This window comes from Streptomyces sp. NPDC004610 (genome assembly GCF_040609715.1).
In the GTDB taxonomy this organism is placed as follows: Bacteria; Actinomycetota; Actinomycetes; order Streptomycetales; family Streptomycetaceae; genus Streptomyces.
Genome location: NZ_JBEXLA010000028.1, coordinates 25909 through 51449, shown reverse-complemented (window position 1 = coordinate 51449; position 25541 = coordinate 25909). Strand labels below are relative to the sequence as shown.

Annotated in this window: 24 protein-coding genes and 1 pseudogene; 6 read left to right on the top strand and 19 right to left on the bottom strand. The window is 70.8% G+C overall.

Annotated elements, in window-relative coordinates; genetic code table 11:
• Positions 1 to 227 precede the first annotated feature (227 nt).
• The 11 genes from ABZX40_RS27945 to ABZX40_RS27895 form a co-directional block, all read right to left on the bottom strand.
• A complete protein-coding gene (locus tag ABZX40_RS27945; RefSeq protein WP_355735902.1) occupies positions 228 to 1703 on the bottom strand; it encodes an aminotransferase class V-fold PLP-dependent enzyme in 1476 nt (491 codons plus the stop codon).
• The gene (locus tag ABZX40_RS27940) at positions 1696 to 2526 is read right to left on the bottom strand and encodes a tryptophan 2,3-dioxygenase family protein (protein WP_355735899.1); all 831 of its coding nucleotides are present in this window, start codon (positions 2524 to 2526) and stop codon (positions 1696 to 1698) included. Before ABZX40_RS27940 ends, ABZX40_RS27945 begins: the two co-directional genes overlap by 8 nt.
• Before the next feature lie 142 nt (positions 2527 to 2668).
• A complete protein-coding gene (locus ABZX40_RS27935) occupies positions 2669 to 3082 on the bottom strand; it encodes a DUF3151 domain-containing protein (protein ID WP_355735897.1) in 414 nt (137 codons plus the stop codon).
• A 337-nt stretch (positions 3083 to 3419) separates the two neighbouring features.
• Positions 3420 to 4895, bottom strand: a complete 1476-nt coding sequence (locus ABZX40_RS27930; RefSeq protein ID WP_355735894.1) for an MFS transporter — start codon at positions 4893 to 4895, stop codon at positions 3420 to 3422.
• Between the two features lie 81 nt (positions 4896 to 4976).
• The gene (gene fbaA / locus ABZX40_RS27925) at positions 4977 to 6008 is read right to left on the bottom strand and encodes a class II fructose-bisphosphate aldolase (RefSeq protein ID WP_355735892.1); all 1032 of its coding nucleotides are present in this window, start codon (positions 6006 to 6008) and stop codon (positions 4977 to 4979) included.
• 200 nt (positions 6009 to 6208) lie between these two features.
• On the bottom strand, positions 6209 to 6757 hold the full coding sequence (gene pyrE, locus ABZX40_RS27920) for an orotate phosphoribosyltransferase (protein ID WP_355735889.1): 549 nt from the start codon (positions 6755 to 6757) through the stop codon (positions 6209 to 6211).
• A 10-nt stretch (positions 6758 to 6767) separates the two neighbouring features.
• Complete coding sequence (locus ABZX40_RS27915) at positions 6768 to 7559, bottom strand: aldose 1-epimerase (protein ID WP_355735886.1); 792 nt, start codon at positions 7557 to 7559, stop codon at positions 6768 to 6770.
• A 135-nt stretch (positions 7560 to 7694) separates the two neighbouring features.
• Positions 7695 to 8498 carry an SRPBCC domain-containing protein gene (locus ABZX40_RS27910; protein WP_355735883.1) on the bottom strand — a complete coding sequence of 268 codons (804 nt, stop codon included), beginning with the start codon at positions 8496 to 8498 and terminating at the stop codon, positions 7695 to 7697.
• 80 nt (positions 8499 to 8578) lie between these two features.
• Positions 8579 to 10228: a polyamine aminopropyltransferase gene (locus ABZX40_RS27905; RefSeq protein WP_355735880.1), complete on the bottom strand. Its 1650-nt coding sequence runs from the start codon at positions 10226 to 10228 to the stop codon at positions 8579 to 8581.
• A 121-nt stretch (positions 10229 to 10349) separates the two neighbouring features.
• On the bottom strand, positions 10350 to 10871 hold the full coding sequence (locus ABZX40_RS27900) for a DUF2617 family protein (protein WP_355735878.1): 522 nt from the start codon (positions 10869 to 10871) through the stop codon (positions 10350 to 10352).
• Positions 10872 to 11251: 380 nt separating this feature from the next.
• Positions 11252 to 11545 (bottom strand): hypothetical protein, encoded by a 294-nt coding sequence (locus ABZX40_RS27895; RefSeq protein WP_355735876.1) that lies wholly within the window; start codon positions 11543 to 11545, stop codon positions 11252 to 11254.
• Between the two features lie 130 nt (positions 11546 to 11675).
• Between ABZX40_RS27895 and ABZX40_RS27890 the strand changes: the two genes are divergently transcribed.
• Entirely contained in the window at positions 11676 to 12866 is a 1191-nt protein-coding gene (locus ABZX40_RS27890; protein ID WP_355735873.1) for a pyridoxal phosphate-dependent aminotransferase, read from the top strand.
• Positions 12867 to 12912: 46 nt separating this feature from the next.
• Here the strand turns inward: ABZX40_RS27890 and ABZX40_RS27885 are convergent, their stop codons facing one another.
• A complete protein-coding gene (locus ABZX40_RS27885) occupies positions 12913 to 13287 on the bottom strand; it encodes a hypothetical protein (RefSeq protein ID WP_355735871.1) in 375 nt (124 codons plus the stop codon).
• A 171-nt stretch (positions 13288 to 13458) separates the two neighbouring features.
• Between ABZX40_RS27885 and ABZX40_RS27880 the strand changes: the two genes are divergently transcribed.
• The gene (locus ABZX40_RS27880) at positions 13459 to 13698 is read left to right on the top strand and encodes a winged helix-turn-helix domain-containing protein (protein WP_355735868.1); all 240 of its coding nucleotides are present in this window, start codon (positions 13459 to 13461) and stop codon (positions 13696 to 13698) included.
• A 58-nt stretch (positions 13699 to 13756) separates the two neighbouring features.
• On the opposite strand, the gene ABZX40_RS27875 is transcribed toward ABZX40_RS27880, so the two are convergent.
• From ABZX40_RS27875 to ABZX40_RS27860, 4 genes are read right to left on the bottom strand one after another with little or no spacing between them, the layout of a single operon-like run.
• Positions 13757 to 14542: a hypothetical protein gene (locus tag ABZX40_RS27875; RefSeq protein ID WP_355735866.1), complete on the bottom strand. Its 786-nt coding sequence runs from the start codon at positions 14540 to 14542 to the stop codon at positions 13757 to 13759.
• Positions 14543 to 14558: 16 nt separating this feature from the next.
• Positions 14559 to 15470, bottom strand: coding sequence for an aldo/keto reductase (locus tag ABZX40_RS27870; RefSeq protein WP_356162714.1), 912 nt, complete (start codon positions 15468 to 15470; stop codon positions 14559 to 14561).
• A complete protein-coding gene (locus ABZX40_RS27865; protein ID WP_355735860.1) occupies positions 15467 to 16654 on the bottom strand; it encodes a cupin domain-containing protein in 1188 nt (395 codons plus the stop codon). Before ABZX40_RS27865 ends, ABZX40_RS27870 begins: the two co-directional genes overlap by 4 nt.
• 15 nt (positions 16655 to 16669) lie before the next feature.
• A complete protein-coding gene (locus ABZX40_RS27860; protein WP_355735857.1) occupies positions 16670 to 16819 on the bottom strand; it encodes a hypothetical protein in 150 nt (49 codons plus the stop codon).
• 1014 nt (positions 16820 to 17833) lie between these two features.
• Here ABZX40_RS27860 and ABZX40_RS27855 point away from each other — a divergent pair.
• A pseudogene (locus tag ABZX40_RS27855) lies at positions 17834 to 18648 on the top strand (helix-turn-helix transcriptional regulator).
• On the top strand, positions 18645 to 18857 hold the full coding sequence (locus tag ABZX40_RS27850) for a DUF397 domain-containing protein (RefSeq protein WP_355735854.1): 213 nt from the start codon (positions 18645 to 18647) through the stop codon (positions 18855 to 18857). The pseudogene ABZX40_RS27855 and the gene ABZX40_RS27850 overlap by 4 nt, the downstream one beginning before the upstream one ends.
• Positions 18858 to 18970: 113 nt before the next feature.
• On the opposite strand, the gene ABZX40_RS27845 is transcribed toward ABZX40_RS27850, so the two are convergent.
• Both ABZX40_RS27845 and clpB read right to left on the bottom strand, forming a co-directional pair.
• Positions 18971 to 19501, bottom strand: coding sequence for a YbjN domain-containing protein (locus ABZX40_RS27845; RefSeq protein ID WP_355735851.1), 531 nt, complete (start codon positions 19499 to 19501; stop codon positions 18971 to 18973).
• A gap of 310 nt (positions 19502 to 19811) precedes the next feature.
• Entirely contained in the window at positions 19812 to 22409 is a 2598-nt protein-coding gene (gene clpB, locus ABZX40_RS27840; protein WP_355735849.1) for an ATP-dependent chaperone ClpB, read from the bottom strand.
• Between the two features lie 171 nt (positions 22410 to 22580).
• On the opposite strand from clpB, the gene ABZX40_RS27835 reads away from it, so the two are divergent.
• Entirely contained in the window at positions 22581 to 22991 is a 411-nt protein-coding gene (locus ABZX40_RS27835) for a TIGR03618 family F420-dependent PPOX class oxidoreductase (protein ID WP_355735846.1), read from the top strand.
• A 144-nt stretch (positions 22992 to 23135) separates the two neighbouring features.
• On the opposite strand, the gene ABZX40_RS27830 is transcribed toward ABZX40_RS27835, so the two are convergent.
• Positions 23136 to 23471: a hypothetical protein gene (locus ABZX40_RS27830; RefSeq protein ID WP_355735843.1), complete on the bottom strand. Its 336-nt coding sequence runs from the start codon at positions 23469 to 23471 to the stop codon at positions 23136 to 23138.
• A 395-nt stretch (positions 23472 to 23866) separates the two neighbouring features.
• Between ABZX40_RS27830 and ABZX40_RS27825 the strand changes: the two genes are divergently transcribed.
• The gene (locus tag ABZX40_RS27825; protein WP_355735840.1) at positions 23867 to 24817 is read left to right on the top strand and encodes a helix-turn-helix transcriptional regulator; all 951 of its coding nucleotides are present in this window, start codon (positions 23867 to 23869) and stop codon (positions 24815 to 24817) included.
• The last annotated feature ends 724 nt before the right edge of the window (positions 24818 to 25541 follow it).

Below are 25541 nucleotides of genomic sequence, written 5' to 3'. Positions count from 1 at the left end.
GTATCAGGCGGGTGACATGCGGGGACACGCGGATGTCACGCAGGGTGAGGGGAAAACGGTTCTGTTACGGCACACCAAGGGAGCCGCGGGGGCCCAGCGAAAGGCCCCCGCAGAAAATCACCCCTCTAGGACCCTCCCCTAGGACCCACCCTTGGGGCCCTCCCGCGGGACCCCTCCTAGGACCCCTGGTCCCCCTTTGGAGCCCTCTGATCCCCTCCAGGCCCCCCCTACGCCCTCCCCACCACCTCCCCCAACACCCGCACCGCCCGCTCCACCTCCGCGAACCCCACATACAGCGGCGTAAAACCGAAACGCAGGATGTCGGGATGCCGGAAGTCGCCGACGATCCCCCGCGCGATCAACTCCCGCATCACCGCCCCGGCATCACCGCACCGCAGGGCGACCTGGCTCCCCCGCTCCGCGTGCGCCTCCGGCGTCACACACTCCACCCGCCCCGCCGGCACATACGCCGCCACGCACTCCAGGAAGAAGTCCGTCAGGGCCAGCGACTTCGCCCGGACGTCCGCCGGCGACACCCCGTCCCACACCTCAAGCGCCGCTTCCAGCGCCAGCATCGACAGGATGTCCGGCGTGCCGACCCGCCCGCGGAGCGCGCCCGGCGCCGGTTCGTAGGAGGCCCGCATCCCGAACGGCTCCGCGTGGGAGTTCCAGCCGGGCAGCGGGGAGTCGAAGGCGCTCTGCCGGGCCCGGCTCACATAGAGGTACGCCGGTGAACCCGGCCCCCCGTTGAGGTACTTGTAGGTACAGCCGACCGCGAGGTCGACCCCGTGCTCGTCCAGCCCCACCGGCAGCGCGCCCGCGCTGTGGCACAGGTCCCAGACCGAGACCGCGCCCGCCTCCCGGACGGCGGCCGTCAGACCGGGCAGGTCGTACAGCCGCCCGGTGCGGTAGTCGACATGGTTCAGCAGGACCGCAGCCGTACGCCCGCTCAGGGCGCCCGGCACGTCCTCCGGCCGCACCGCCCGGACCGTACAACCCGTAAGCCTCGCGGCGGACTCCGCGATGTACCCGTCCGTGGGGAAGGTGCCCGCGTCGACCAGGATCTCGTCCCGTACGCCGGACACCGTCCCCCCGGCCACCGCCTCAGCGGACACCGTCCCCCCGGCCACCACCCCACCGGACACCGTCCCCCCGGCCACCACCCCACCGGACACCGTCCCCCCGGCCACCACCCCACCGGACACCGTCTCCCCAGCCACCACCCCACCCGGAACGACTCCCGCAGCCGCCACCCCACCCGGCACGACTCCCCCGGAGGCAACCTCACCCGAGACGACTCCCCCGGAAGCGACCCCACCCGAGACAACTCCCCCGGCCGCCACACGAACCGCCGCCGTACGAACCGCCGCCATACGAACCGCCCCCACCACCGCCTTGAAGACATTCACGCTGGTCGAGTCGCCGACCACGATCTGTCCCGGCGCCGCGCCCACCAGCGGAGCGATCCGGTCGCCGATCCGTTCCGGCGCGGTCCACCAGCCGCTCTCCTCCCAGGAGCGGATCCGCAGCTCACCCCACTGCCGCTCGACGACGTCCGCCACGCGCGCGGGGACATGCGCGGGCAGCGCGCCCAGCGAGTTGCCGTCCAGGTACACCGTCCCGTCGAGGACGAACGCCGACCGCTTCCCGGCGAGCGGGTCCCCGGCGTCCAGCTTCTGAGCCACCATCGCCAGGTCAGACATGGGACCTCGCCGTCCACAGCTCGGGGAAGACATTCTTGCGGGCCCGCTTCTCCAGCCACGCCACCCCCGCCGAACCCCCCGTTCCGGCCTTGGCACCCATCGCGCGCCGGGTCGCCACCAGATGGTCGTTGCGCCAGCGCCAGACGAGTTCCGCGACGTCCGTCAGCGCTTCGCCCAGCCGGGCGAGGTCACCGTCCGCGTCACCCCGGTACACCTGGGCCCAGGCGCTCTCGACGGCGTCGTCCGCCTCGTAGCGCAGGGACACGTCCCGGGTCACCACCGCCTCCGGCACCGCGTGGCCCCGGCGGGCCAGCAGCCGCAGGACCTCGTCGTACAGGCTCGGTTCGTGCAGCGCCTTCTCCAGTTCGCCGTGGACACGGGGCGCGCCGCGGTGCGGGACCAGCATGGACGCGGACTTCTCGCCGAGCAGGAACTCCATCCGCCGGTACATCGCCGACTGGAAGCCGGAGCCGTCGCCGAGGGCGCTCCGGTAGGAGTTGAACTGCCGCGGGGTGAGCTGCCCGAGCGGCTTCCAGGAGGCGTTCAGCGCCTCCAGCTCGCGTACGGACCGCTTGAGCGCGTCGATCGCGGTGGGGACGTCGTCCGAGCGCAGGGCACGCGCCGCGGTCTCCCACTCATGGACGATCACCGTGAACCACAGCTCCATGACCTGGGTCGTGACCAGGAAGACCATCTCTCCGGGATCGTCGGAGAGGGTGTGCTGGAGATGGGTGAGTACATCCGCCTTGACGTAGTCCTCGTACGGGGTGGTCCCCTGGAAGTCGAGATGCGGAGCCGCGGGCTCGTGAGCCTCGTGGGACATCGCTGTCTCCTGTTGTTGCTCCGGGTAGCGGTCCGCCCCTGCCGATTCCGGCACGGGGGCCCCGGTCCCCACCTCGCATCCTGCGGTGTGCCCCCGCCACCTCGCAAGGTGTGGCGGCGGCACCCGCCGGCAGGGCCCGGCCTCAGCCCAGCGTCTGCGCCGCCGTCGGCGAGGAGTCCTTCAGGAACTGGGTGCAGCGCTCGTACTCCTCCTGCTCCCCGATCGCCTGCGCCGACCGGGCGAGGGCGTGCAGCGCGCGCAGGAAGCCGCGGTTCGGCTCGTGCTCCCAGGGCACCGGGCCGTGCCCCTTCCAGCCGCTGCGCCGCAGCGCGTCCAGCCCTCGGTGGTAGCCGGTACGGGCGTACGCGTACGACTCGACCGTGCTGCCCCGCTCGAAGGCGTCGTCGGCGAGGACCGCCCAGGCCAGCGAGGAGGTCGGGTACTTCGCGGCGACCTCGGCGGCGGGGGTGCCGCCGGCCAGCAGCTCACGGGGCTCGGGGTCGTCGGGGAGGTGGGTGGGGGGCGGGCCCCCGAGGAGGTTCTCGTGAATCGTCATGGGGTCCAGTCTCGTACATCGGCCACGGCACGTGACGCCCCGGAGAGCGGGGAGCCAAGCACCGGTACCGGCACCCGTCCGGTACGGGTACCCGCACCCGTCCGGTACCGGGTACCCGCGTAGGCCCGGAGAGCCACCCCGAGTACCCGCCCCGCAAGCCCGGACACCCACCCCGAACACCCGCCCCGCAAGCCCGGACACCCACCCCGAACACCCGCCCCGCAAGCCCGGACACCCACCCCGAACACCCATCCCGCAAGCCCGGACACCCACCCCGAACACCCATCCCGCAAGCCCGGACACCCACCCCGAACACCCATCCCCTAGGCCCGGAGGGCTACCCCTCCCCCAGCTTCCCCGCGGTCTTCACCCCCGGCTCCAGCGGCGGTGTCAGCACCCCGCCCCGCCCGTTGCACTCCGGCCGGGTGCAGTCCGGCGGCGGTCGCCGTACCGTCGCGAAGGCCACCGCCGACCCCACCACCAGCACCCCCGCGCAGATCACCATCGCCCGCCCGAACGCGCTGTCGAACGCCGGCGCGGAGCGGTACGCGTCCTCGCTCATCCCGGCGAGCAGCGGCAGCGCGGCGACGGCGACCAGGCCCGCCGCCCGTGCCGCCGCGTTGTTGATCCCGCTGGCCAGGCCCGCCCGCGTGGTGTCCACGGAGGCCAGCACGGTCGCGGTGAGCGGGGCCACCAGGGTGACCATGCCGAGGCCCATCACCAGCAGCGCGGGCAGCACATCCGTGACGTAGGAGGCGTCCGGCCCGACCCGGGTCATCAGCAGCAGGCCCCCCGCGCTGAGCAGCGGGCCGACGGTGAGCGGGATGCGCGGGCCGATCCGGTCGGCGAGTTCCCCGGAGCGGGCGGAGAACAGCAGCATCAGGACGGTCGTCGGCAGCAGTGCCGTACCGGCCTGGAGGGCGGAGTACCCGGAGACCACCTGGAGCTGGAGGACGGCCAGGAAGAAGAACCCGCCGAAGGCCGCGTACACACAGAGCGTGACCAGATTGACGGCGGTGAACTGGCGGGACGCGAAGATGTCCAGCGGCATCATCGGATCCGGCCGCCGCCGCTCCACCATGACGAAGGCGACCCCGGCCGCCACCCCCGCGACCGCCGTCACCACCACCGTGAGCGCCCCCGACCGGGCCTCGATCAGCGCGTACGTCACCAGCGCCAGCGCCAGCGCGCCCAGCACGGCCCCGAGGACGTCGAACCGCCCGTGCGCCTTGTTGTCGGACGACTCCGGTACGTGCCGCAACGCGACCGGCACGCACACCAGCGCCAGCGGGACGTTCAGCAGGAACACCCAGCGCCAGCCGGGACCATCCACCAGCCAGCCGCCCAGGAACGGCCCCACGGCCGCCCCGATACCGCCGAACCCGGACCACAGGCCGACCGCCCGCCCCCGGTCGTCGGGGTGGAAGGACGCCTGGATCAGGGCCAGCGAGCCCGGCGTCAGCAGCGCCCCGCCGATGCCCTGGAGGGCCCGCGCGGCGATCAGCACCTCGGCGTTCGGCGCGAGCCCGCACAGCAGCGAGGCCACGGCGAACCAGACCACGCCGATGACGAAGACCTTGCGGCGCCCGTAGCGGTCGCCGAGGGAGCCGCCGAGCAGGATCAGCCCGGCGAGGGTGAGCATGTAGGCGTTGACGGTCCACTGGAGGGCCGCGAGATCCGTGTCGAGGTCCTCACCGATGCGCGGGAGGGCCACATTGACGACGGTCGAGTCCAGCAACGCCATGCTGGAGCCGAGGACGGTGGTGAACAGGAGCCACTTGCCCTGCGGTGAGGAGATCCGGACGTCAGGCATGTCCCAGATATACAGCGAGCCCGGCGCGATCGCGCCGGGCTCGCCACAGAACCTCTGTCCCCCCAGGGAACTGTTCTGTCCCTACTTGAGCTTCTGCCCCGCCGACCGCAGGTTCCCGCACGCCTCGACGACCCGGGCGGCCATGCCCGCCTCGGCCAGCTTGCCCCAGGTGCGCGGGTCGTAGGTCTTCTTGGCGCCGACCTCGCCGTCCACCTTGAGCACGCCGTCGTAGTTCGCGAACATGTGGCCCGCCACCGGACGCGTGAAGGCGTACTGGGTGTCGGTGTCGATGTTCATCTTGACGACGCCGTTCTCCAGCGCGGTGCGGATCTCGTCCTCGGTGGAGCCGGAGCCGCCGTGGAAGACGAAGTCGAAGACCTTGGCGTCGGCCGGACGGCCGAACTTGGCGGCGACGCCCTCGTTCAGGTCCTTGAGCAGCTCGGGGCGGAGCACGACATTGCCCGGCTTGTAGACACCGTGGACGTTGCCGAAGGACGCGGCGAGCAGATAGCGGCCCTTCTCGCCCAGCCCGAGCGCCTCGGCGGTACGGATGGCGTCCTCGACGGTGGTGTACAGCTCGTCGTTGATCTCATGGGTGACGCCGTCCTCCTCACCGCCGGTCGGGGTGATCTCCACCTCAAGGATGATCTTGGCGGCGGCGGCGACGGCCAGCAGCTCCTGGCCGATGGCGAGGTTGTCGGCGAGGGTCTCGGCGGAGCCGTCCCACATGTGCGACTGGAACAGCGGGTTCTCGCCCCGGCCGACCCGCTCCGCGGAGACCGCGAGCAGCGGACGGACGTAGGCGTCGAGCTTGTCCTTGGGACAGTGGTCGGTGTGCAGGGCCACCGTCACGTCGTACTTCCCGGCGACGATGTGCGCGAACTCGGCGAGCGCCACCGCGCCGGTGACCATGTCCTTGCTGTGCTGGCCGCCCAGGAACTCGGCACCGCCGGTCGAGATCTGGATGATGCCGTCGCTCTCGGCCTCCGCGAAGCCGCGCAGGGCAGCGTGCAGGGTCTGGGACGAGGTCACATTGATGGCCGGGTAGGCGAACTTGCCTGCCTTCGCCCGGTCGAGCATCTCGTTGTAGACCTCGGGGGTTGCGATGGGCATCTGTCCGCTCCTTGTATGTGCGGGTGGGTGTGCTGCGAAAGGCCCTGACCTAGACCTCGGAGATGTGACGCCGTCGTCGGGCCCATCTTTCCAGACGAACCCCGCCGAACGGAGTCCCGTCTCAGTCCGGGCCGGTATCCGTCGGCGCCGGCTCCCGTCCGGGCCGTTCCCCTTCCGGACCGACAGCCGTCCGCGCCGCCTCAGTCCAGGCCCAGCTCGTCCTTGGTGTACGCGAAGAGATACGGCACCCCGGCCCCCTGCTCGATCTTCTCGGCGGCGCCGGTGGCCCGGTCGACGATGGTCGCGACGGCGACGACCTCGGCCCCGGCCTCCCGTACCGCCTCCACGGCGGCCAGCGGGGAGCCTCCGGTGGTGGAGGTGTCCTCGACCACCAGCACCCGGCGCCCGGCGATGTCCGGCCCCTCCACCCGGCGCTGGAGCCCGTGCGCCTTGGCGGCCTTGCGGACGACGAACGCGTCCAGCCTGCGCCCCCGGGCGGCGGCGGCGTGCAGCATGCTCGCGGCCACCGGGTCGGCGCCCATGGTGAGCCCGCCGACCGCGTCGAACTCCAGGCCCTCGGTCAGATCGAGCAGCACCGAGCCGACCAGGGGGGCGGCCACGCCGTCGAGGGTGACCCGGCGCAGATCGACGTAGTAGTCGGCCTCCAGGCCCGAGGAGAGCGTCACCCTGCCGTGCACCACGGCCTTGTCCTTGATCTGCTGGAGCAGCTCGCCCCGTACGTCCGTCATGGCGACCAGCTTAGATGCGCCGCCAGCGCCAGGTGGTGGTGGCCTCCAGCGGCTCCAGCGGGGTGACCAGGCGCGGCCGGGTGTTCAGCCCGTCCGGCGGCCCGGTCTGCGGCTCCACACAGACGGCGGCGTCCTGCTCGTCGTAGAGCACGACCCATTTCTCCGGGCTGGTGACGGTCAGCTCCAGCCGCTCGGGCCAGGTGAGGGTGACCTCGACGCCGTCGGGCATCCCGAAGCAGTCGTCCCAGGGGCCGGGCCGGGGCTCGATCCGCTTCCCGGTGGGCAGATGGTCCGCCCCGCGCTCCTCCTGCCACCCGGCCCGGAAGCCGATCTCGGCCCCGGCGCTCCCGTCCAGGCTCCGCCGGAACCATGGATGCCAGCCGATCTGCGCCGGGAAGGAGTTGTCGTACGTCTCGATCGCCATGGTCAGGGTCAGACTCTCCGGGGTCAGGGCCACCACCTGGGTGACCCGGCCGGGGTAGGGCCAGGGTTCGACGAGGTCGTAGGTGATCACCGCCTCGTCCGCCGAGACCCGCGCGGTGCGCCAGGCGCCGTCGCGGGCGGTGCCGTGGATGGCGTGCGGCGGGGAGTTGAGCGGCAGCTGATGGACGCTGGCCCCGTCCCGGAACCGCCCGTCGCGGGTCCGCCCGCACCAGGGGACCATCGGGAAGCAGCCGTAGCGCTCCCCTTGGCGCAGCAGCTCGGTGCCGTCGATCTGAAGACTCGCGAGCCGCCCGCCATGAGCGGGGGAAACCGTCAGCCGGGTGTCCCCCGAGGTCAGGGTGATGTCGTGGTCACTCACCCACCAGACCCTAATGGACCCCCCGAGCGGCAACGCCCTCCAGGGGCGCGGAGCCGCATATGAACCATGCGGCTCCGCCGCGTGGGCGCGACCAGCCACGTACGACCCGCAGCCGCCCTCAACCGCTCCCGCCCCCTACCTCCGCCTCCGCAGCGCCCGGGTCACCACGATGGCCGACGCGAGCGCGATCGCCGCAGCCGGCGCAGCCCACCGCAGCGCACTGTTCGGCGCCACCGTCTGCGGCGCCGGAACCGGCGCGTACCGCCCGCGCGGCGGGGCGTGGTCCACCTCCTCCGCGCTGCGCCCGATCATCGTCCGGCGGGCGTGCGCGGCCTCGGCGGGGGGTTCTTCGGCGGCCCCGGAGGGCGTCGCGGGCATCTCGTCGTCCACAAGCCCTTCCAACGACGAGGGCGCCCCCTCGGTCTCTGCCCCGACCGGCTCGGCATCGGAGTCGGAGTCGGCATCGGAGTCGGAGTCTGTACCGGCATCCGCATCCGCATCGGCGTTCTCGGCGAACCGGTTCACCAGCCTCGCCAGCGCCGACCGCACCGCGTCCCCCGGCAGATCCGCGATCCGCCCGCCCACGCTCCCGTCCCCGGCGAGCACCACCACCGTGCCCGTGTCGCCCTCGCCGCCCTCCCGCAGGGTGAGGATCAGCTCCAGCGCGACCACCCCGTCGCCCCGCACCTCGGCCCCCTCCACGGACACCCCGTACGACCCGTCCCCCCGCGGAGCGACCCGCAGGGTCCCCCGGTAGGTGATGGTCGTCTGCCCGATCCGCAGCTTCAGCCGGCCGGCCGTCACCGGCGAGGCGCCCGGGTCCGGCGCCTGCCCGGCGTCCCGCTGGAGCCCGGGGAGCGCGGCGGCGACCCGGGCCGGATCGTCGAGCACCGCCCTGACCCGCTCGGCGGGAACCGGAATGAGGACCTCAAGCTCCATGTCGGTGGAGCCTACCCAGCGGGGCCGGGATCGCACCCGTGCCACCGGGTATTCCGTACCGGGGATTCGGTACCGGGGACTCAGTACCGCGGATGCACCAGCGTGGAGACGGCGAGACCGCCGATCCGGGTCCGCTCGGCCGCCCGCGCGCCCAGGGCCAGCGCGTCCGGCGTCAGGGTGCCGGGCCGGGGCCGCTCGGTGAGGCGGAGCGGGGGCGCGGCGCCGGGGGCGGCCAGCACGAACCCCCAGTCGTGGGGCCGCTCGGGGGTGCCGGTGGACCGGTCGGGTCCGGCCGCGAACCCGGTGGTGCCGCCGCCGACCAGGTAGGGGGAGGTGTGCAGACCGGCGGCGCGCAGGGTGGCGTCGACGGTCCAGAAGCCGCGCGGGCGGCTGGCGAGCGGCCCGGCGTGCACCACGATCCGCCCGCCGGGGGCGAGCGCCCGCCGGGCGAGCCCGTAGAACTCCTGCGAGTACAGCTTGGTGCTGTCGGTGATGGCCGGGTCCGGCAGATCGGAGATCACCACGTCGTAGGAGCCGGTGGGGGCCGAGCGCAGCCAGGCGAAGGCGTCGGCGACGGTGACCCGGACGCGGGGGTCGCCGTGCACATGCCCGTTGAGGGCGGCCAGGGCGGGGTCCTGGCGGGCGAGGCGGACCACCTCCGGGTCCAGTTCCACGATGTCGACGCGGCGCACCCCGGGGTGGCGGAGCACCTCACGGGCGGCGAGGCCGTCCCCGCCGCCGAGGATGAGGACGCTTTCGTGGGGGCCGGTCATGACGGGGTGGACCAGCGCCTCGTGGTAGCGGCGCTCGTCCTGGCCGCTGACCCGGAGCCGGCCGTCGAGGAAGAGGGCGAAGGGCTTGCCGTGGGCGGGGCCGGTGAGGACGACCTCCTGGACCTCGCTCTGCACGGCGACCCGTACGTCCTGGCCGTAGACGGCGTTGCGGGCGGCGCGTTCGAAGTCGTCGACGAGGACGGCGGCGGAGGCGAGCAGGCCGAGGACGGTGACATTGGCGGTGAGCAGCAGCCAGCGGGCGCGGCGGGTGAGGTCGCCGTGGAAGAGGCCCAGCACCAGGGCGCCGCCGGCGATCACATTGACGGTGCCGGTGAGCAGCGCGCCGGTGAGCTGGCCGAGGAAGGGCAGCAGCAGGAAGGGGAAGGCGAGGCCGCCGACCAGCGCGCCGACGTAGTCCGCGGCGAACAGGTCGGCGACCGCGCCGCCCGCGTCCTGGCGGCGGATGCGCTGGATCAGCTCCATCAGCAGCGGCACCTCGGCGCCGATGAGCAGTCCGGTGGCCAGGGAGAAGGCGACCAGCAGCAGCCGGGGGCCGTGGGACCACAGGCCGCCCCAGTCGCCGGTCCAGGCGAAGACCGCGTAGAGGGCCATCGCGCTGCATCCGCCGACCAGGGCGAGGACGGCCTCGACGGCGCCGAATCCGGCCGCGCCGAGCCGGCGCAGCCGTTTCGCGGCGAGGGAGCCGATGCCCATGGCGAAGACCATCACCGACAGCACGATGGACGCCTGGGTGACCGAGTCGCCTATCAAGTACGAGGCGAGGGCGACGAGTTCCAGCTCGTAGACCAGGCCGCAGGCCGCGCAGACGAAGACGCAGGCCAGGACCAGGAACCGGCCGGTGGCGGGCCGCACGGGCAGTCGCACGGCGGCCGGTCCCCCGGGGGTGCCCCAGGGCGGCGGGGGGCCGGGCGGGGCCGGGGCGTGCGGGTCGATCACGACTGCGACGTTACGTCACCGGTGCGGTGCGTCTTGTCACCCACACGTGTGGAACTCGGCGCTTTCCCGGTGTCCCGGGTTTCACCGGCCGCCGGGCGGGACGGTCCTGGACCGGGCCCCGTCACCGCACCGTCGCCGGTGTCCGCACCCCCACCCTGGTCCGGGTCGCCACGAGTTGGCCGTCCTGGGGGTAGGCGTGCCAGGTGCGCCAGTGGACCTGGCCCTCATGGCGCTGGGCCAGCATCGCGGTGAAGGCGTGCGGGCTGCCCGGGAAGACCCCGGCCAGTCCGTTGGGGTGGTCGGAGACCAGGGCGAGGAGTTCCTGGGCGCGGCCGGCGAAGGAGCCCGGGGACAGGGCTTCGACGCGGGCGGCGAATTCGTACTCCCAGTCGCCCACGCGTTTGGCCACGCCGAGCGGCAGGGGGGTGCTGCTGCCGGGGATACAGGCCACCGTCTCCGAGCAGTCGGCCCGGTCCTCCTCCAGGAGGACCTGGTGGGAGGCGCCGAGCAGTCTCAACTGGAGTCTGGCACCGGCTAGTTCGAGGTCGAGGGTGGCGAGGGCCGGCAGCGGCTCGCGCCCGAGGGTCCAGGCGAGATCGGCCGCGCGTGTGTCGGTGTACGAGGTGTTCAGGGTCGTGAGCATGGGTCGGCTCCGCTAGCACACAGAAGGCAGGAGAAAGAAAGGCGGTGTGTGGGTCCGGCGCACCCCGGTCGCCACCGGGAGGATCGGCCCGGTCAGCCCCGTGAGCAGAGGTGTCCGAAGGACATCCGAGGGGGCCGCGTTGGTGATTTAGAGGGAATCATGAACTGCGGGGCCCCCACAGCGTTTTTACCCAAGTTCGTGGGGTTTCCATCCCTCAGAGGGCTCTTCAGCTCAACTGTTCAACCACGGCGTACGCCGGGCCGGGCAGGCGTACGCGGTCGCGGAGCCCGCCGCGTACGAGCGCCCGCCGGGACCTGAGGTCCCGGCGGGCGCTCGGCGGGTGGATGCGATTCCCCCTTCAGGAGCCCGGCTGCCCCGTGTCAGCCGCCGCCCCCACCACATCCACCGCCGCCTCCGCAGGACGACGAGGAGCCGCCCCCGCAGGAGTGGCCGCCGCCGGAGTCCCCGCCGGACGAACCGCTCCACCAGCTGCCGCCGTCGCTGCCGGTGGCCCCGGCGGCGCCACCCTCACCGGACCCGTACGCGCTGCCGCGCTTCGACCCGGCGCGCGAGCGGCCGAGCAGCCTGCGCGCCCGCGCGACGGCCAGGGCCACGACGATGAACACGGCGATGAACGTCCCTACGATCACGAACGGGATGATGCCGAGAGCCATGGCGTCACCCTCCTTCCGAATCCCCCCGGGACGACCCCCCGTGGGCGTCCCGTGTCGTGCGTGAACGGGGGATGCCCTCGTCGTGGACGCCTCAAAGCAGAGTTGAGGAAGTCCAGAGCTTGAGCGCAGGATGGCCCGCATGACCTCAGCCAAGCGCCCTGTCCTCAACCGCCGTCTCGCCGAGTTCGGGACGACGATCTTCGCCGAGATGTCCGCCCTCGCGGTGCGGACCGGGGCGATCAATCTGGGCCAGGGTTTCCCGGACACCGACGGCCCCGAGGAGATCCGGGAGGCGGCGGTACGGGCGCTGCGCGACGGCCGGGGCAACCAGTACCCGCCGGGTCCGGGCGTGCCGGAACTGCGGACCGCGATCACCGCGCACCAGGCCCGCCACTACGGCCTGGCCCTCGACCCCGACACCGAGGTGCTGGTGACGGCCGGCGCCACCGAGGCCATCGCCGCCTCGCTGCTGGCGCTGCTGGAGCCGGGCGACGAGGTGATCGCGCTGGAGCCGTACTACGACTCCTACGCGGCCTGTATCGCGATGGCGGGCGCCCGGCGTGTGCCGGTGACACTGCGCCCGCGCGAGGGGGCGTTCCGGCTGGACCTGGACGAGCTGCGGGACGCGGTGACCGACCGCACCCGGCTGCTGCTGATCAACACCCCGCACAACCCGACCGGCACGGTCCTCACCCGTGAGGAGCTGGCGGTGATCGCCGCGCTGGCGGTGGAGCGGGATCTGCTGGTGGTCACGGACGAGGTGTACGAGCATCTGGTCTTCGACGGGGCCCGGCATGTGCCGCTGGCGACCTTCCCGGGGATGCGGGAGCGGACGGTCACGATCGGCTCGGCGGGCAAGACGTTCTCGTTCACCGGCTGGAAGGTCGGCTGGGTGACGGGCACGCCGGAGCTGGTGACGGCGGTGCGGTCGGCGAAGCAGTTCCTGACGTATGTGGCCTCGGGGCCGTTCCAGTACGCGGTGGCACAGGCGCTGGCGCTGCCGGAGGACTACTTCACGGCGTTCCGCGCGGATATGGCGGCCAAGCGGGATCTGCTGGCGGCGGGGCTGGCGGACGCGGGGTTCACGGTCTTCCGCCCGGCCGGCACGTACTTCGTCACCACCGACATCCGCCCGCTGGGCGAGAGCGACGGTTTCGCGTTCTGCCGGGCGCTGCCGGAGCGCGCGGGGGTGGTGGCCGTCCCGAACGCGGTCTTCTACGACGACCGGGAGGCGGGGGCACCGTTCGTACGGTTCGCGTTCTGCAAGCGGACGGCGGTGCTGGAGGAGGCGGTCAGAAGGTTGTCCAAGCTGCGCAAATGAGCCCTGCCCAGTGCTGACGCCGGACAGGGCCCAGTGCGGACACGCCCTAGCTGGCCGGAGCCCCCTGGTAGGTGTAGGGGTACTCGTAACCGAAGGTGACTGCCGTAGCCGAGATCAACCGCTCTCGCTGCTGTGTCCGCTCCCACTGGGCATCCCGGTGCGCCTCGGCGAGCGCGATGAACAGGGGCCGGATGGGCGGGACCGGCGGAAGGTCCGGGTCAGTGTCCGGATGCCGCTCCCACATGGGCTTGAGTCCGGCCAGGGGCACGTGGATCTTCTCCGGCTGGGCCGTGCCCGCCTTCGGCCGAACCGGCTTCGGCGCGGCGTGCCGGGGCTTCCTCCGGGAGTCCAGCGGATGGAAGACGGCCAGGGTGAAGAGCATCCAGGGGACAAGGAACCCGAGAAGGGTAGAGTCGAACATCAGTCGTTCAGCTCCTGATTAGCTGTTCGGCGGAGCCCCGGCGGACCGGTACCAGCGGTCTTCCGGGGCGTTTTTGTTCATGAAAGATATCCAGCCTGTCCACCCCTGTCCATCCCTCGGGATGGCCCTGGATCGCTGCCCGCCTGGGAGAGGGGCCGGTAGTGTCCGCCTGTGGAGTTCGACCCGCGCCGCGCGAAGTGGCAGCAGATTGAAGACGTGATCATTAGCCGCATCAGGAGCGGCGAGTACGCGCCGGGCTTTCAGTTGTCCGAAGTCCGGCTGGCGGAAGAGTTCGGTGTGAACCGCGACACCATGCGCAAGGCCACCCGCTCTCTGCGAGAGACGAACTGGATCACGACCACGCCGGGGCTGGGCTCGTTCGTGGCCGACCGACTTCCCGAAGGCCAGTGACGCGAAGCCCCGCCCGCCGGTACGGGGGAGGAATGGCAGGCGAGCGGGGCGGTCCGGGTCAGGCCAGTTCTGCGGCCAGTGCGCGGAGCGCTGGGACGAGTTCCGGACAGTCACCGCGTGCGGCGGGTTGCATCAGCTCTGTGAGTACGACGATCTGAGCGACACGTCCCGGCTCCGTGTTGAGCACGGGGAAGGTGTCACGGACGCGCTGGGCGAATTCCGGGTTGAGAAGCGAGTACCCCAGCAACATGGCCGGGTCGTATCCGACCGGTGCGCGCCCGAACCCCTCCCAGTCGAGAAGGTAAGGCGTGGTGCCCGTGAGGTTCGCGGGGTGAAGATCCCCGTGGGCCGTCTCCCATTCGACGATCCGGGGGGCAGGCATCTCAAGGAAGTGCGGGACGCTGCGGTCCGCCCACTCCTGCCGCACTGCCACCCGGTCAGTAGGCGTTCTGGCGACGTGGCCCAGGTCGATACGGAGCGAGTCCCACCACTGATCCAATGGGTGCACGTCCGCCGCCAGTACGGGAGTCGTGGAACAGACCTGCTCGTCCACGTGCTGGCTGAGTTCGGCCACATAAACCTTCCCGCCCTTGGCCATTTCGGTAAAGCCGTACAGGACCGGCTTTCGAATGCGACCGTCAAAGAGCCGAGCGGCTTCGCGGTTGCCCTCCCAGATCTTCCCAGTGGCCTTGTCCTGGGGCGCTGAGACCACGCGAAGCCAACACGCGCCACGCTCCGGACTTTCGATCCGCGCGCTCAGGGTGCGCCCGAACCACCCCCAGACTTCTGGGCCGCCCATCGTGGCGCCGAGTTCCTTCAGGGCTCGTGCGAACGCCTCGTGCATGCGGTCTTCGTCGGCCCTATCCGTCGGAGGCGAGTACACCCAGCACCCTTCGCAGCGTCGAGACGGTGACCGGCGGTTCCTGAAGCGCCGCCCACCCGTCGGCCCAGTGTGCCGGAGTCGATGCGGAGAGAAGGACCCGTGTCACCCCTGGGCACGATGCCACCGCGAGAAGGCACGCTTGAGTGATGGTGAGGTCGGGCCGCAAGAGGTCGGCGAGTTCGCGTGTGGCCAACTCGGCCAGTTCCCCGCCGAACAGGGGAGCTGACGCGTACACCTGCCAACCTCGGTACACGGCGTCGGCAATCGGACCTTCTCTGTTCAGAGCCAGACCGAAGGCGCTCGCGATGACCAGCGACACAGGCAGTTGAACGGCCCGTAGATGATGGTGCGGTGTCCCGGCCACTCCGGTGGCCAGCCGGTCCAGTTCCGAGACTCTGAGGACGCCGGTGTCGAAGCCGTCCCAGGTGGCAACGCCGTAAGCGTCCAGCGTCCCCGCCTCCGCCTCCGCCTCCAGCGCCGTGAAGGCGTCGCCTAGTGCTTCGTACGGGTCGCCGGCGGTCCGTTCGGGGTTGTGGACGAAGACGACGTCCAGGCGGTCCCGACCCAGCTCCGTACGGTTCCGGGCGCACTGCCAGTGAACATACGCCGGGCTGAGGGCGTGCCCTGATTCCGCCTCAACGGTGCTCAGAGCCCGGTCCGCCACTGCCGCCCTGCGCACTTCGTCCGTCAGGAAGCCCACCTTCGTGGAGACTCCGACCGGATGACGAGCCAGAGCTGGGGCGAGAAGGGATTGCGCCTGACCGTGCAGGTAGTTGGGCGCGGTATCCACCCAGCCCGTTCCGGGATCGTCCGCCGCCCAGCTCACCGCGTCGGACAGGGCGGAAGCCCGTACGCGATAGGTGCCCAGGCCCAGGGATGCCACTGTCACTCTTCGCCCCCTTCCACAGTGACCGCTTGGCCGTTGACCAACTCCGTGACCACAACGGCCACGTCGTCCACGGAAAGACCGGCGGTCTCCGCCAGTTCCCCGAGTGACACCGCCTCCGGCACCACGGCCATGAGACGGCGCAACAACGGGGCGACTCCGGCAGCCATGTCCCACTCGTTGTCACAGGCTCGGAAGGTGACTCCGTCAGCCACACGTTCAAGGTGGGCGCGGGCCGTGGTGAGCCGGACCCGTAGCTCCGGGAGTGCGGGCACGGCCGTGATGTGCGGCAGGCTGGGCCGCATCCGTGTGATGTCGGCTCCGTCGCGCATGGCGATGTACCGGCCGATCACGTCGGGGTCTTCCAGTGCGGCCACGACCTCCTTCCGGAGCCGGTCCAGGTAGGCCGCTTGTTCGCCGGGCGTGGCGTGGACCGGCAGGTCCGTCCGCAGGACGGCATGGCGCCGCAAGTCGTCCGCGAGCCACGACAGGAGCTGGGCACCGGTGGTCGTCTGGATTCCGAAGGTCAGGTGGAGAGAAGGCTCCCCTTCGGACGCGGCGACGGAATGCCACCAGCCACGCGGGAGGTAGAGAAGGTCCCCGGGGCGGAGCACCAGCTTCGTGACGGGTTTCTCCGGCGGGGGCTCCGGTTCCTCCGTGTCCTTGTGCATGGGCGCCGTACGGGTCTGACCGTAGAGCTTCCACCGCTTCGTACCGGCCACCTGAATGACGACAACGTCGTGATCGTCCCAGTGCACGCCGAAGCCTTCACGGGCGGTCCATGACGCGTACAGGTTCGTCTGTACCCCTGTGTGGAGCCATTGCTCCAGTTCCATGGCGGCACGGCCAACCGCCGGATGGAGTTCGTCCATGGCGTCGATGACCAGTGAGGCGCCTTCGGCAAGTCGGGCGTGCAGCTCCGCCGGATGAACGCGCTGCCACACGGTGTGCCGCCGCGTGGAGACGGGAGCGCTGTAGCGGTACTGGGGCAGCATCTCACCGCCCATCGACAGGCGGAGCCGGGGCGGGTCCATGCGATGGGTGGCCAGAAGGGTGTTGAGGTCATCCCAGGTGAGCAGTTCACCAGGGGCCGGGAGCGCGCCCGGCACGTGTCGGTAGTGGCGGTGGAACACCTGGGTCAGGAACTCGTCCTGACCCAGATGCGCCGCCAGATTCAGCGGCGACAACGCATTCCCTCCGGGTCAGTCGTTGCCGTCGGTGCGGCCGGTGGAACCGCCGTCGGACGGAGTCACGCCCCGCTCACGGGCTGCATTGATCGAACGCCGGGCCTTGACCAGACCGGCGCCCTGGGGGGTGCTGCCCGCATCCGGGGCGTGGGTCGTGCTCTCCATGAGTCCTCCTTTGGGGATGTACCTCTCAAACCCGCTCCTTGGGGGGAGCGGGGGCTGTGCCCGCCCCTGCCAGGGGTTCCGAATCGACAAAGGGGAAAGGAGATTCGGCTTCGTCCGGGCAGGGGCGGAAATCAGATGTAGGGGTCCAACCGGCCGCACTCGCCGAAGCACCACCGGGGGTGGTCCACCGGCCTCTCGGGACCGTTCTCGTACGGAGTGCCCGGCGCGGTCGCCACCTCACAGCCCCCAGCGCCGATTGGCCACGGCCACCTGAGCACTCATCGCGTCGGACTGGGCGGCAGGCACGAGCGCACCCGACTCCGCGTCCCACTCCTTACCGCCATTGAGCGGGCGGAGTTGATAGCACGGTCCTACATGTCCCATCACGCGCCCCACCCGTCCCGTCCTGGTGTCCTTGACGGTCTGGCCGGGCTTCCACGCCTCCGTACTCACCCGGCTCCCTCCTTCGCGTCCGTGGTCCACCTGTGCGGATGCTGCCGGATCGTGTCGTTGGCGCTCCGGATGCCCACCGCACTGCCCAGCCGGCGGGACGCATCCCTGAGCCGTCCGGCGGTAGCGCAGAGGGAACAGCCGTCCACAGCCACGGGCTCAAGGAGCGGCATGTGCAACGCCGGTGCCGTCTCACTGCTCACCGATCAGCCTCCTGAGTCCCGCGTCCACGGCTCGCAGAATGGGGCGTGTGGGCTTCGTGGTCACGTGTACCGGTGCGGCGCCGGGGCAGTCCGCCACCCAGGCGGGGAGCGGGGTCTCCTCCGGGACGAGTCGCCAGAACTCACGCCGGGTTATCGCCGTGGTCAGCTCCGTTACGTCTGAGCTGGGGAGGTGGGGGGTATCGGACACGTGGAACCTCTTGCGTCTCGCGTCGCTCCTGTTGGTGCCTTACTTTCTGTGCCTCAAGGGTTGCGCTCCGCGCGTAGCCGCGACAGGGGTGACGCCTTAACGCCGCGGAAGTTAAGGACCCGAGTTCATCAAGGGGGCGGCACGCTCGTGACCATGGAGACTGACAACGGCCAACCACAGCCCGGCATGAGCCTCTTGGGCTTCTTCGGCTCCCGCGTCCTCAAGCTCAGGACTGAACGCGGGTGGTCTCAGACGGAGCTTGCCACCAGGGCGTTCACCACCGGAGCAATGATCAGCTACGTGGAGAACGCGAAGCGCGTACCGTCCGACGTCTTGGCGCGTGACCTTGACTCCGCGTTCGGCGTGGACTTCTTCGAGGAGTTCCATCCGCTGGTGGTCACCCATGCCTACCCGGACTGGTTCCTGCCCTACGTCGATCTCGAAGTGCAGGCAGCCACGATCCGTATGTTCGACAGTCAGGTTGTGTCCGGGCTTCTCCAGACGGAGGAGTACGCGCGGGCACTGCTTGAGTCAGGACGCCCGGACAAGGTCGGCGACCTTGTGGCAGCCCGGATGACGCGGCAAGAGATCTTCGAACGCGAAGAACGTCCGCGCGCGTGGTTCATCATGGACGAGAACGCCCTCAACCGCCTGATCGGCGGCCCGGCGGTCTGAGTGCCCAGCTTGCCCGGCTCTTGGAGGCAGGCGACGAGCCACGCACAGTAATTCAGGTGATTCCGCGTGCGGTTGTGGCGCACCCTGGGTTGGCTGGGCCCTTCACGTTGCTGAGCTTCGATCAGGGTTCCGACGTTCTGTATGTGGACGGCTTCTCTCAAGGACGAACAGCTTTGGACGCGAAGGAAGTCCTGGGCGCTGCCCACTCCTATGATCTGCTCAGGGGCTGCGCCTTGTCGCCCCAGGAGTCGGCCGGTCTGATCCGGCGGCACATGGAGGGACTAGCGAAATGAACCGCGCGAGCAAGCTGCCCGTCCGCTGGCGGTCGTCCAGCTACAGCAGCAACAACGGCGGTCAGTGTCTTGAGGTCGGGGAAGGGATCACCAGTGTCGTTCCCGTCCGCGACAGCAAGGCCCCTGACGGTCCCGCCCTCATTTTCACTCCGGACACCTGGGGCTCGTTCGTCGGCGCTGCCCGGCGTGACGAGTTTCCGACCGTCTGACCCGTCCCCGGGTAACAGGGGCCCGCCCGCCGTGCCGCCATCCACAGGCTGTGGACGGGGAGGCACGGAGGGTGGACGGCGGCGACGACGGGCTGGAGAGGTGGCGGCGACGACTACTCGCCGTCCTCCTCCGGCTTCTCCGCCTCGTTGACCTCCTGCTCCAGGCCGAGCTGTTCGATCAGCCAGCGGTCGAACTCGATCGCCGCGCGCACCCAGCTGACCGTGGAGGACACGAAGAACTCCAGGTTCACCCCGGGACCGATCAGCATCTGGGCCTCGCCGATCAGGCGGACCGTGCCGTCGTCATGGGTATGGGTGTAGACCTTGGGCCACAGCGTGCGCCGGTTCCAGTCGTCGATCGACTCCAGGAGCTGCGGCTTCTCCTCGATCTTGTGCGGCCGGTCGTAGAACGTGCGCACCGAGAAGACCTGCTGGTCACCCTCGCCGCGGAACATGAAGTAGGTACGGAACTGCTCCCACGGCGCTGCGAGGTCTCCCTCCTCGTCGACGACGTACTTCAGCTCCATCTGGTCGAGGAGCTGCTTCACGAGGTCCTGATCCGGGACGACGGGGCCCGCCGGTCCTGGGGACTGCGGCTGGGGCTGGCCCCCGAAGTTCGGAATCGAGGACGGGTCGATGGTCACCGTGAATTTCCCTTCGTACGGATCCCGCCATCCTCCCCCATCCGGGGAGGGGGGTGGCAAGCCCCGCCGGGCTCTTCCGCCGTCGGCTGACGGGATCCCGCCGGAGGGGGCGGGACGAGGGCCCGCCCCCGGCGGATACCGGGGACGGGCCGTTGTCGTACGGGCACTGGGGGCTACGGCGTCCTGCCCGTGGCCGGGCCGGGAGGCTAGGGCGTCCCGGCCCCTTCGCCGGGCCGGGAGGCTACGGCGTCCGGCCCCTTCGCCCGGCCGGGAGGCTAGGGCGTCCTGGCCCCTTCGCCGGGCCCGGGGGCTACAGGGTCTTGCCCGTGGCCGGGCCCACGATCAGGCCCTCGCCGAAGGCGTCCACCCGGACCGTGTCGCCGTCCTTGATCTCGCCGGAGAGGATCTCCCGGGCGAGGCGGTCGCCGATCGCGGTCTGGACCAGGCGGCGCAGCGGGCGGGCGCCGTACGCCGGGTCGTTGCCCTCGTCGGCGAGCCAGGCCAGGGCCTCGTCGGTGACCTCCAGGGTGAGCCGGCGCTCGGCCAGCCGCTTGGCCAGGCGGTCGATCTGGAGGCGGGCGATCCGGCCCAGTTCCTCCTTGCTGAGCGCCGAGAAGACCACCAGGTCGTCCAGGCGGTTCAGGAACTCCGGCTTGAAGGACGCCCGGACCACCTCCAGGACCTGCTGCTTCTTCTCCTCCTCGCTGGTCAGCGGCTCGACCAGATACTGGCTGCCCAGATTGGAGGTGAGGATCAGGATGGTGTTGCGGAAGTCGACCGTACGGCCCTGTCCATCGGTGAGCCGGCCGTCGTCCAGCACCTGGAGCAGGATGTCGAAGACCTCGGGGTGCGCCTTCTCCACCTCGTCCAGGAGGACCACGCTGTAGGGGCGGCGCCGGACCGCCTCGGTGAGCTGGCCGCCCTCCTCGTAGCCGATGTATCCGGGCGGGGCGCCGACCAGCCGGGCCACGCTGTGCTTCTCGCCGTACTCGGACATGTCGATGCGGATCATGGCCCGCTCGTCGTCGAAGAGGAAGTCGGCCAGCGCCTTGGCCAGCTCGGTCTTGCCGACGCCGGTGGGGCCGAGGAAGAGGAAGGAGCCGGTGGGCCGGTCCGGATCGGAGATCCCCGCGCGGGAGCGGCGTACGGCGTCGGAGACCGCGCGGACCGCCTCGCCCTGGCCGATCAGCCGACGGCCGAGTTCGTCCTCCATGCGCAGGAGTTTCTGGGTCTCGCCCTCCAGGAGGCGCCCGGCCGGGATGCCGGTCCAGGAGGCGACGACGTCCGCGATGTCGTCGGCGCCGACCTCCTCCTTGACCATGGTGTCCTTGGCGGCCTCCTCCTCGGCCTCGGACGCGGCCTCCAGATCGCGCTCGACGCCCGGGATCTCCCCGTAGAGCAGCTTGCTGGCGGTGTCGAAGTCGCCGTCGCGCTGGGCGCGTTCGGCCTGGCCGCGCAGGTCGTCCAGCTTCTCCTTCAGCTCACCGACCCGGTTGAGGGACTGCTTCTCCTTCTCCCAGCGGGCGGTGAGGCCGCGCAGTTCCTCCTCCTTGTCGGCGAGGTCGCGGCGCAGCTTCTCCAGGCGCTCCTTGGACGCCTGGTCGGTCTCCTTGGCGAGGGCCAGCTCCTCCATGCGCAGACGGTCCACGGCCCGCTGGAGTTCGTCGATCTCGACGGGGGAGGAATCGATCTCCATACGGAGGCGCGAGGCGGCCTCGTCGACCAGGTCGATGGCCTTGTCGGGCAGGAAGCGGGAGGTGATGTACCGGTCGGAGAGGGTCGCGGCGGCGACCAGCGCGCTGTCCGCGATCTGGACCTTGTGATGGGCCTCGTAGCGCCCCTTGAGGCCGCGCAGGATGGCGATGGAGTCCTCGACGGACGGCTCGGCGACCAGGACCTGCTGGAAGCGGCGCTCCAGCGCCGGGTCCTTCTCGATCCGCTCGCGGTACTCGTCCAGCGTGGTGGCGCCGACCATGCGCAGCTCGCCGCGGGCCAGCATCGGCTTGAGCATGTTGCCCGCGTCCATGGCGGAGTCGCCGCCTGCGCCCGCTCCGACGACCGTGTGGAGTTCGTCGATGAAGGTGATGATCTGGCCGTCGGAGTCCTTGATCTCGGCGAGGACGGTCTTGAGCCGCTCCTCGAACTCGCCCCGGTACTTCGCCCCCGCGACCATCGCGCCGAGGTCGAGGGCGACCAGCCGCTTCTCCTTGAGCGACTCGGGGACATCACCCTTGACGATCCGCTGGGCGAGCCCCTCGACCACGGCGGTCTTGCCGACGCCGGGCTCGCCGATCAGGACGGGGTTGTTCTTGGTGCGCCGGGACAGGACCTGGACGACCCGGCGGATCTCCTGGTCACGGCCGATGACCGGGTCGAGCTTGCCCTCGCGGGCGGCGGCGGTGAAGTCGGTGCCGAACTTCTCCAGCGCCTTGTAGGAGCCCTCGGGGTCGGCGGTGGTGACCCGGCGTCCGCCGCGCGCGGCGCGGAAGGCGTCCTGGAGCTTCTTGGCGGTGGCGCCGGCCCGGGTGAGTACCTCGCCGGCCTGGCCGCCCTTGGCGGCGGTCCCGATGAGGAGATGCTCGGTGGAGAGGTAGTCGTCGCCGAGGTCGCGGGCGCGGGACTGGGCGTCGGCGATCACCGCGAGCAGTTCGCGGTTGGGCTGCGGGGGCGCCACGGTGGAGCCGGTCACGCTGGGCAGCTGACCGATGGCCTTCTCGGCCCCGGCCCGTACGGCGGCCTGATCGGCGTCGACGGCGGCGAGCAGATCGGTGATGTTCTCGTTGTCCTGACCCTGGAGCAGCGCCAGAAGCAGATGCGCGGGCGTGAGATCGGCGTTGCCCTCGGTCACGGCCCGCTGGCCGGCCGCGTTGATCGCGTCCCGGCTCCGGTTGGTCAGCTCGGCGTCCACGTTCGCTGTCTCCTCCTCGGCGTCCTCGCCGTCGTCGCCCTGGCTCGGGCACGGTCGTTCGTCACTGAAGCAAGTCAGTCACACTCTGCACTGACTCAGCCAACGTGCATAAAGTTGAGTCTATTCCACTCAAGGTGTGGTCGGGGAGGCCCCCGGGGCTACCTTCCGGGCATGGCTTCCCATCCGCAGGACCCGGGCGCGCCGGACGCGTCGTACCTCAGCTTCTGGCGTGAACGGCATGTGTGCACGATGACGACGATCCGCCCGGACGGCACCCCGCATGTGGTGCCGGTCGGGGTCACCTACGACCCCGGGGAGCGGCTGGCCCGGGTGATCACGGACCGGGCGAGCGCGAAGGCGCGGTATGTGGCGGCGGCCGGGGCCGAGGGTGCCCGGGTGGCGGTGTGCCAGGTGGACGGGCGGCGGTGGGCGACGCTGGAGGGGCGGGCGGTGATCCGCGCGGAGCCCGAGCAGGTGGCGGAGGCGGAGCGGCGCTATGCCGAGCGGTACCGGACACCCTCGGTCAATCCCACGCGCGTGGTGATTGAGATCACACTGACGCGGGCGATGGGCCGGGGCTGAGACAGATCATTTTCAGCCATGGCCAGAATCGGGTGATACCCGGAAATGTCCCTGAAAACTGCAGCGGCGTCACCGTGTTCAGGTCACGGTGACGCCGCTGCGGGGGGAAGCACCTGAGCGATCTGTTACGACGGGGGAATCGCGTCAGGCACTGCGGGGGGTGGCTGAGATGGTTCGTGTGCTGGCGGGCGTGGGCTCCGCCAGTTGGTGGTCCCGCTGGTCCAGATTGACGAAGATCATTCCGTAACGGATGGCACATCGCACGGGCTGCGGTGCACCTCGGGGGCGGCGCAGACAGCGATAGGCCCGCACATCCCCGTCCTCGTCCCGGGTCACCACCACGGGCTCTCCGAACACCGTCACCATCAGCGAGTCACCGTTGTGGGGGAGAGCGGTGACAAGATCGATGAAGTGCCAGCCCGAGCGGTATGCCGTGGCCATTTCCCTGCGAAACGACCGGTCGTCCGGCGGAGTGGTCATCGGTCAGCCCCAGCTACTGTCGTTTGCCCGGACCGGTGTGACGCGGACTGGCGTGTTCGGACCCCAACTACTGTCCGCTTCGCCGGCCGCACTCGCCCGCACCAGCCCCCAACTGCTGTCAGCCCTGGTGTCGCCCTTCGCGCCGGCCAGGCCACTGAGCGTTCCGATGGCCACAACGGCGGAGAAGGCTGCGACAAGCACCGAGCGAAGCGTTCTCTTGCGCATAGTCGGCTTCGTCCTCACTTGAAGGTCCCCTCTTCCCCCGTCGGATAAGACGATGGCTCATTCAGGCACGTCGTGGCCACACAAACGGTGCATCATGTTCCTGCATGTTCAGGACCCTGGGGGGTGGAAATTTGGTAGCCAAAGGGACATCTAGGATGCATCCCCATCCGATGACCGAACTATGCGAGGAGGGCAGCCGCCTCTACGCCGCGGCCCTCCGTGGCGGACGTATCGCCCGTACGGAGGCGGAAGCGGCTCCTTGTCTGATGGAGTTCGCCCTGCTACACCCCGATCCGGACGACCCCGAATGGCTGCGCCCGGTCCCCCCGGCCATCGCGCTGGCCCAGCGGCTCAACCCCCTTGAGCGGGAGATAGCGGAACGGCGGCGGACCTCCGTAGAACTGACCGACATCTTCGAGCCGTTCATGAGCCTCGCCACCCAGACAACGACGGCCACACCGTCGCTGACCGTCCTGGAGGGATTCGAGCGGATCAACGCCGCCCTCGATCTGGCCACCGCGCAGTGCCAGACCGAGATGCTGACCGTGCAGCCCGGCGGACGGCGGCTGGAGACCACGCTGTTGCAGGGACTGGAACGCGACAAAGCGCTCACCGACCGCGGTGTCCGAATCAAGACCCTCTACCAGCACACCGCCCGGCACAGCCCCGAGACCCTCGCGTACACCGCCCAGTTCACCGACAACAAGGTCGAGTACCGCACCATCGACGAACTCGTGGAGCGGCTGATCATCTGCGATGAGACGGTCGCCTTCATCCCCACCCGGGACGACCGCGCGGTGGCCCTGGAACTGCGCCACCCCGGCCTGGTGCGCTATCTGATCAAGGTCTTCGAGTTCATGTGGAGCCGCGCGGTCCCCCTGAGCACCGGCGCCCCCTACGAGACCGCCCCCGACGGCATCACCGACGTCCAGCACACCATCGCCAAGCTGCTGGTGGAGGGCCATGTGGACGAGGCCATCGCCCGCCGCCTGGGCATGAACGTCCGCACCTGCCGGGCCCATATCGCCAAGCTGGCCACCGCCCTGGGCAGCGGCAGCCGCGCCCAACTCGGCTACCTGATCGCCCAGTCGGGGCTCTTGGAGAAGGAACAGGGACGGTGACGCGTCCGCTGGGGGGAGGGAGGGGGAGGGGTTGGGCTGGGTGGTGGGGGGTGTGGTGTGTCCGGGGTGCGGGGTGTTCGGGGTGCGGGCGGGTGGGGTGACGGTGCCGGTGTCCTCCGGGCCGGGCTCCCGGCGCCCGACGCGCGCCTTGGTCCGCTGCCGCGCCGGACATCCTCCGGGCGGCATCCCGCCGACGGGCGCGCGCCGGTCGCGCCGGGTGGCCGATGACCTACGGCAGACAGCAGACGGCCCATGGCGGACGGCCCACGGCGACTGCGGTCGCCGGCTGTGCGCGCGGGTCTCCACCGCGTGGGTCTCCGCCGCAACGGGCGACGGCCGTGCCACGCCGGTGGCTGCCGCCTCGCCAGGGCGCGGTACCGGCCCGCGTCCAGCGGAACAGCCGCACCGCACCAGCCAGCCAGCCATCCCGCCCGGGGCCGTGCGATGCCGGTGGGCTGCCGTGCCGGGCGACCGCTATGCCGCACCGCTGGCTTCCGCCTCGTGGGGCCGCGGTACTGGCCCCGCGTCAGGCGGGCCTGCCACCCCGCGACACCCCACCGCCCAGCCGCCCGGGGCCGTGCCGCGCCGGTGGCTGCCGCCTCGTCAGGCCGCGGTACCGGCCCCGCGTCCAGCGGAACAGCCGCCCCGCCACACCGGCCCGCCCCCACCCAGCCGTACCACCCAGACGCACATCACCCACCCCCCACCCCCACCCCCAGCCGGA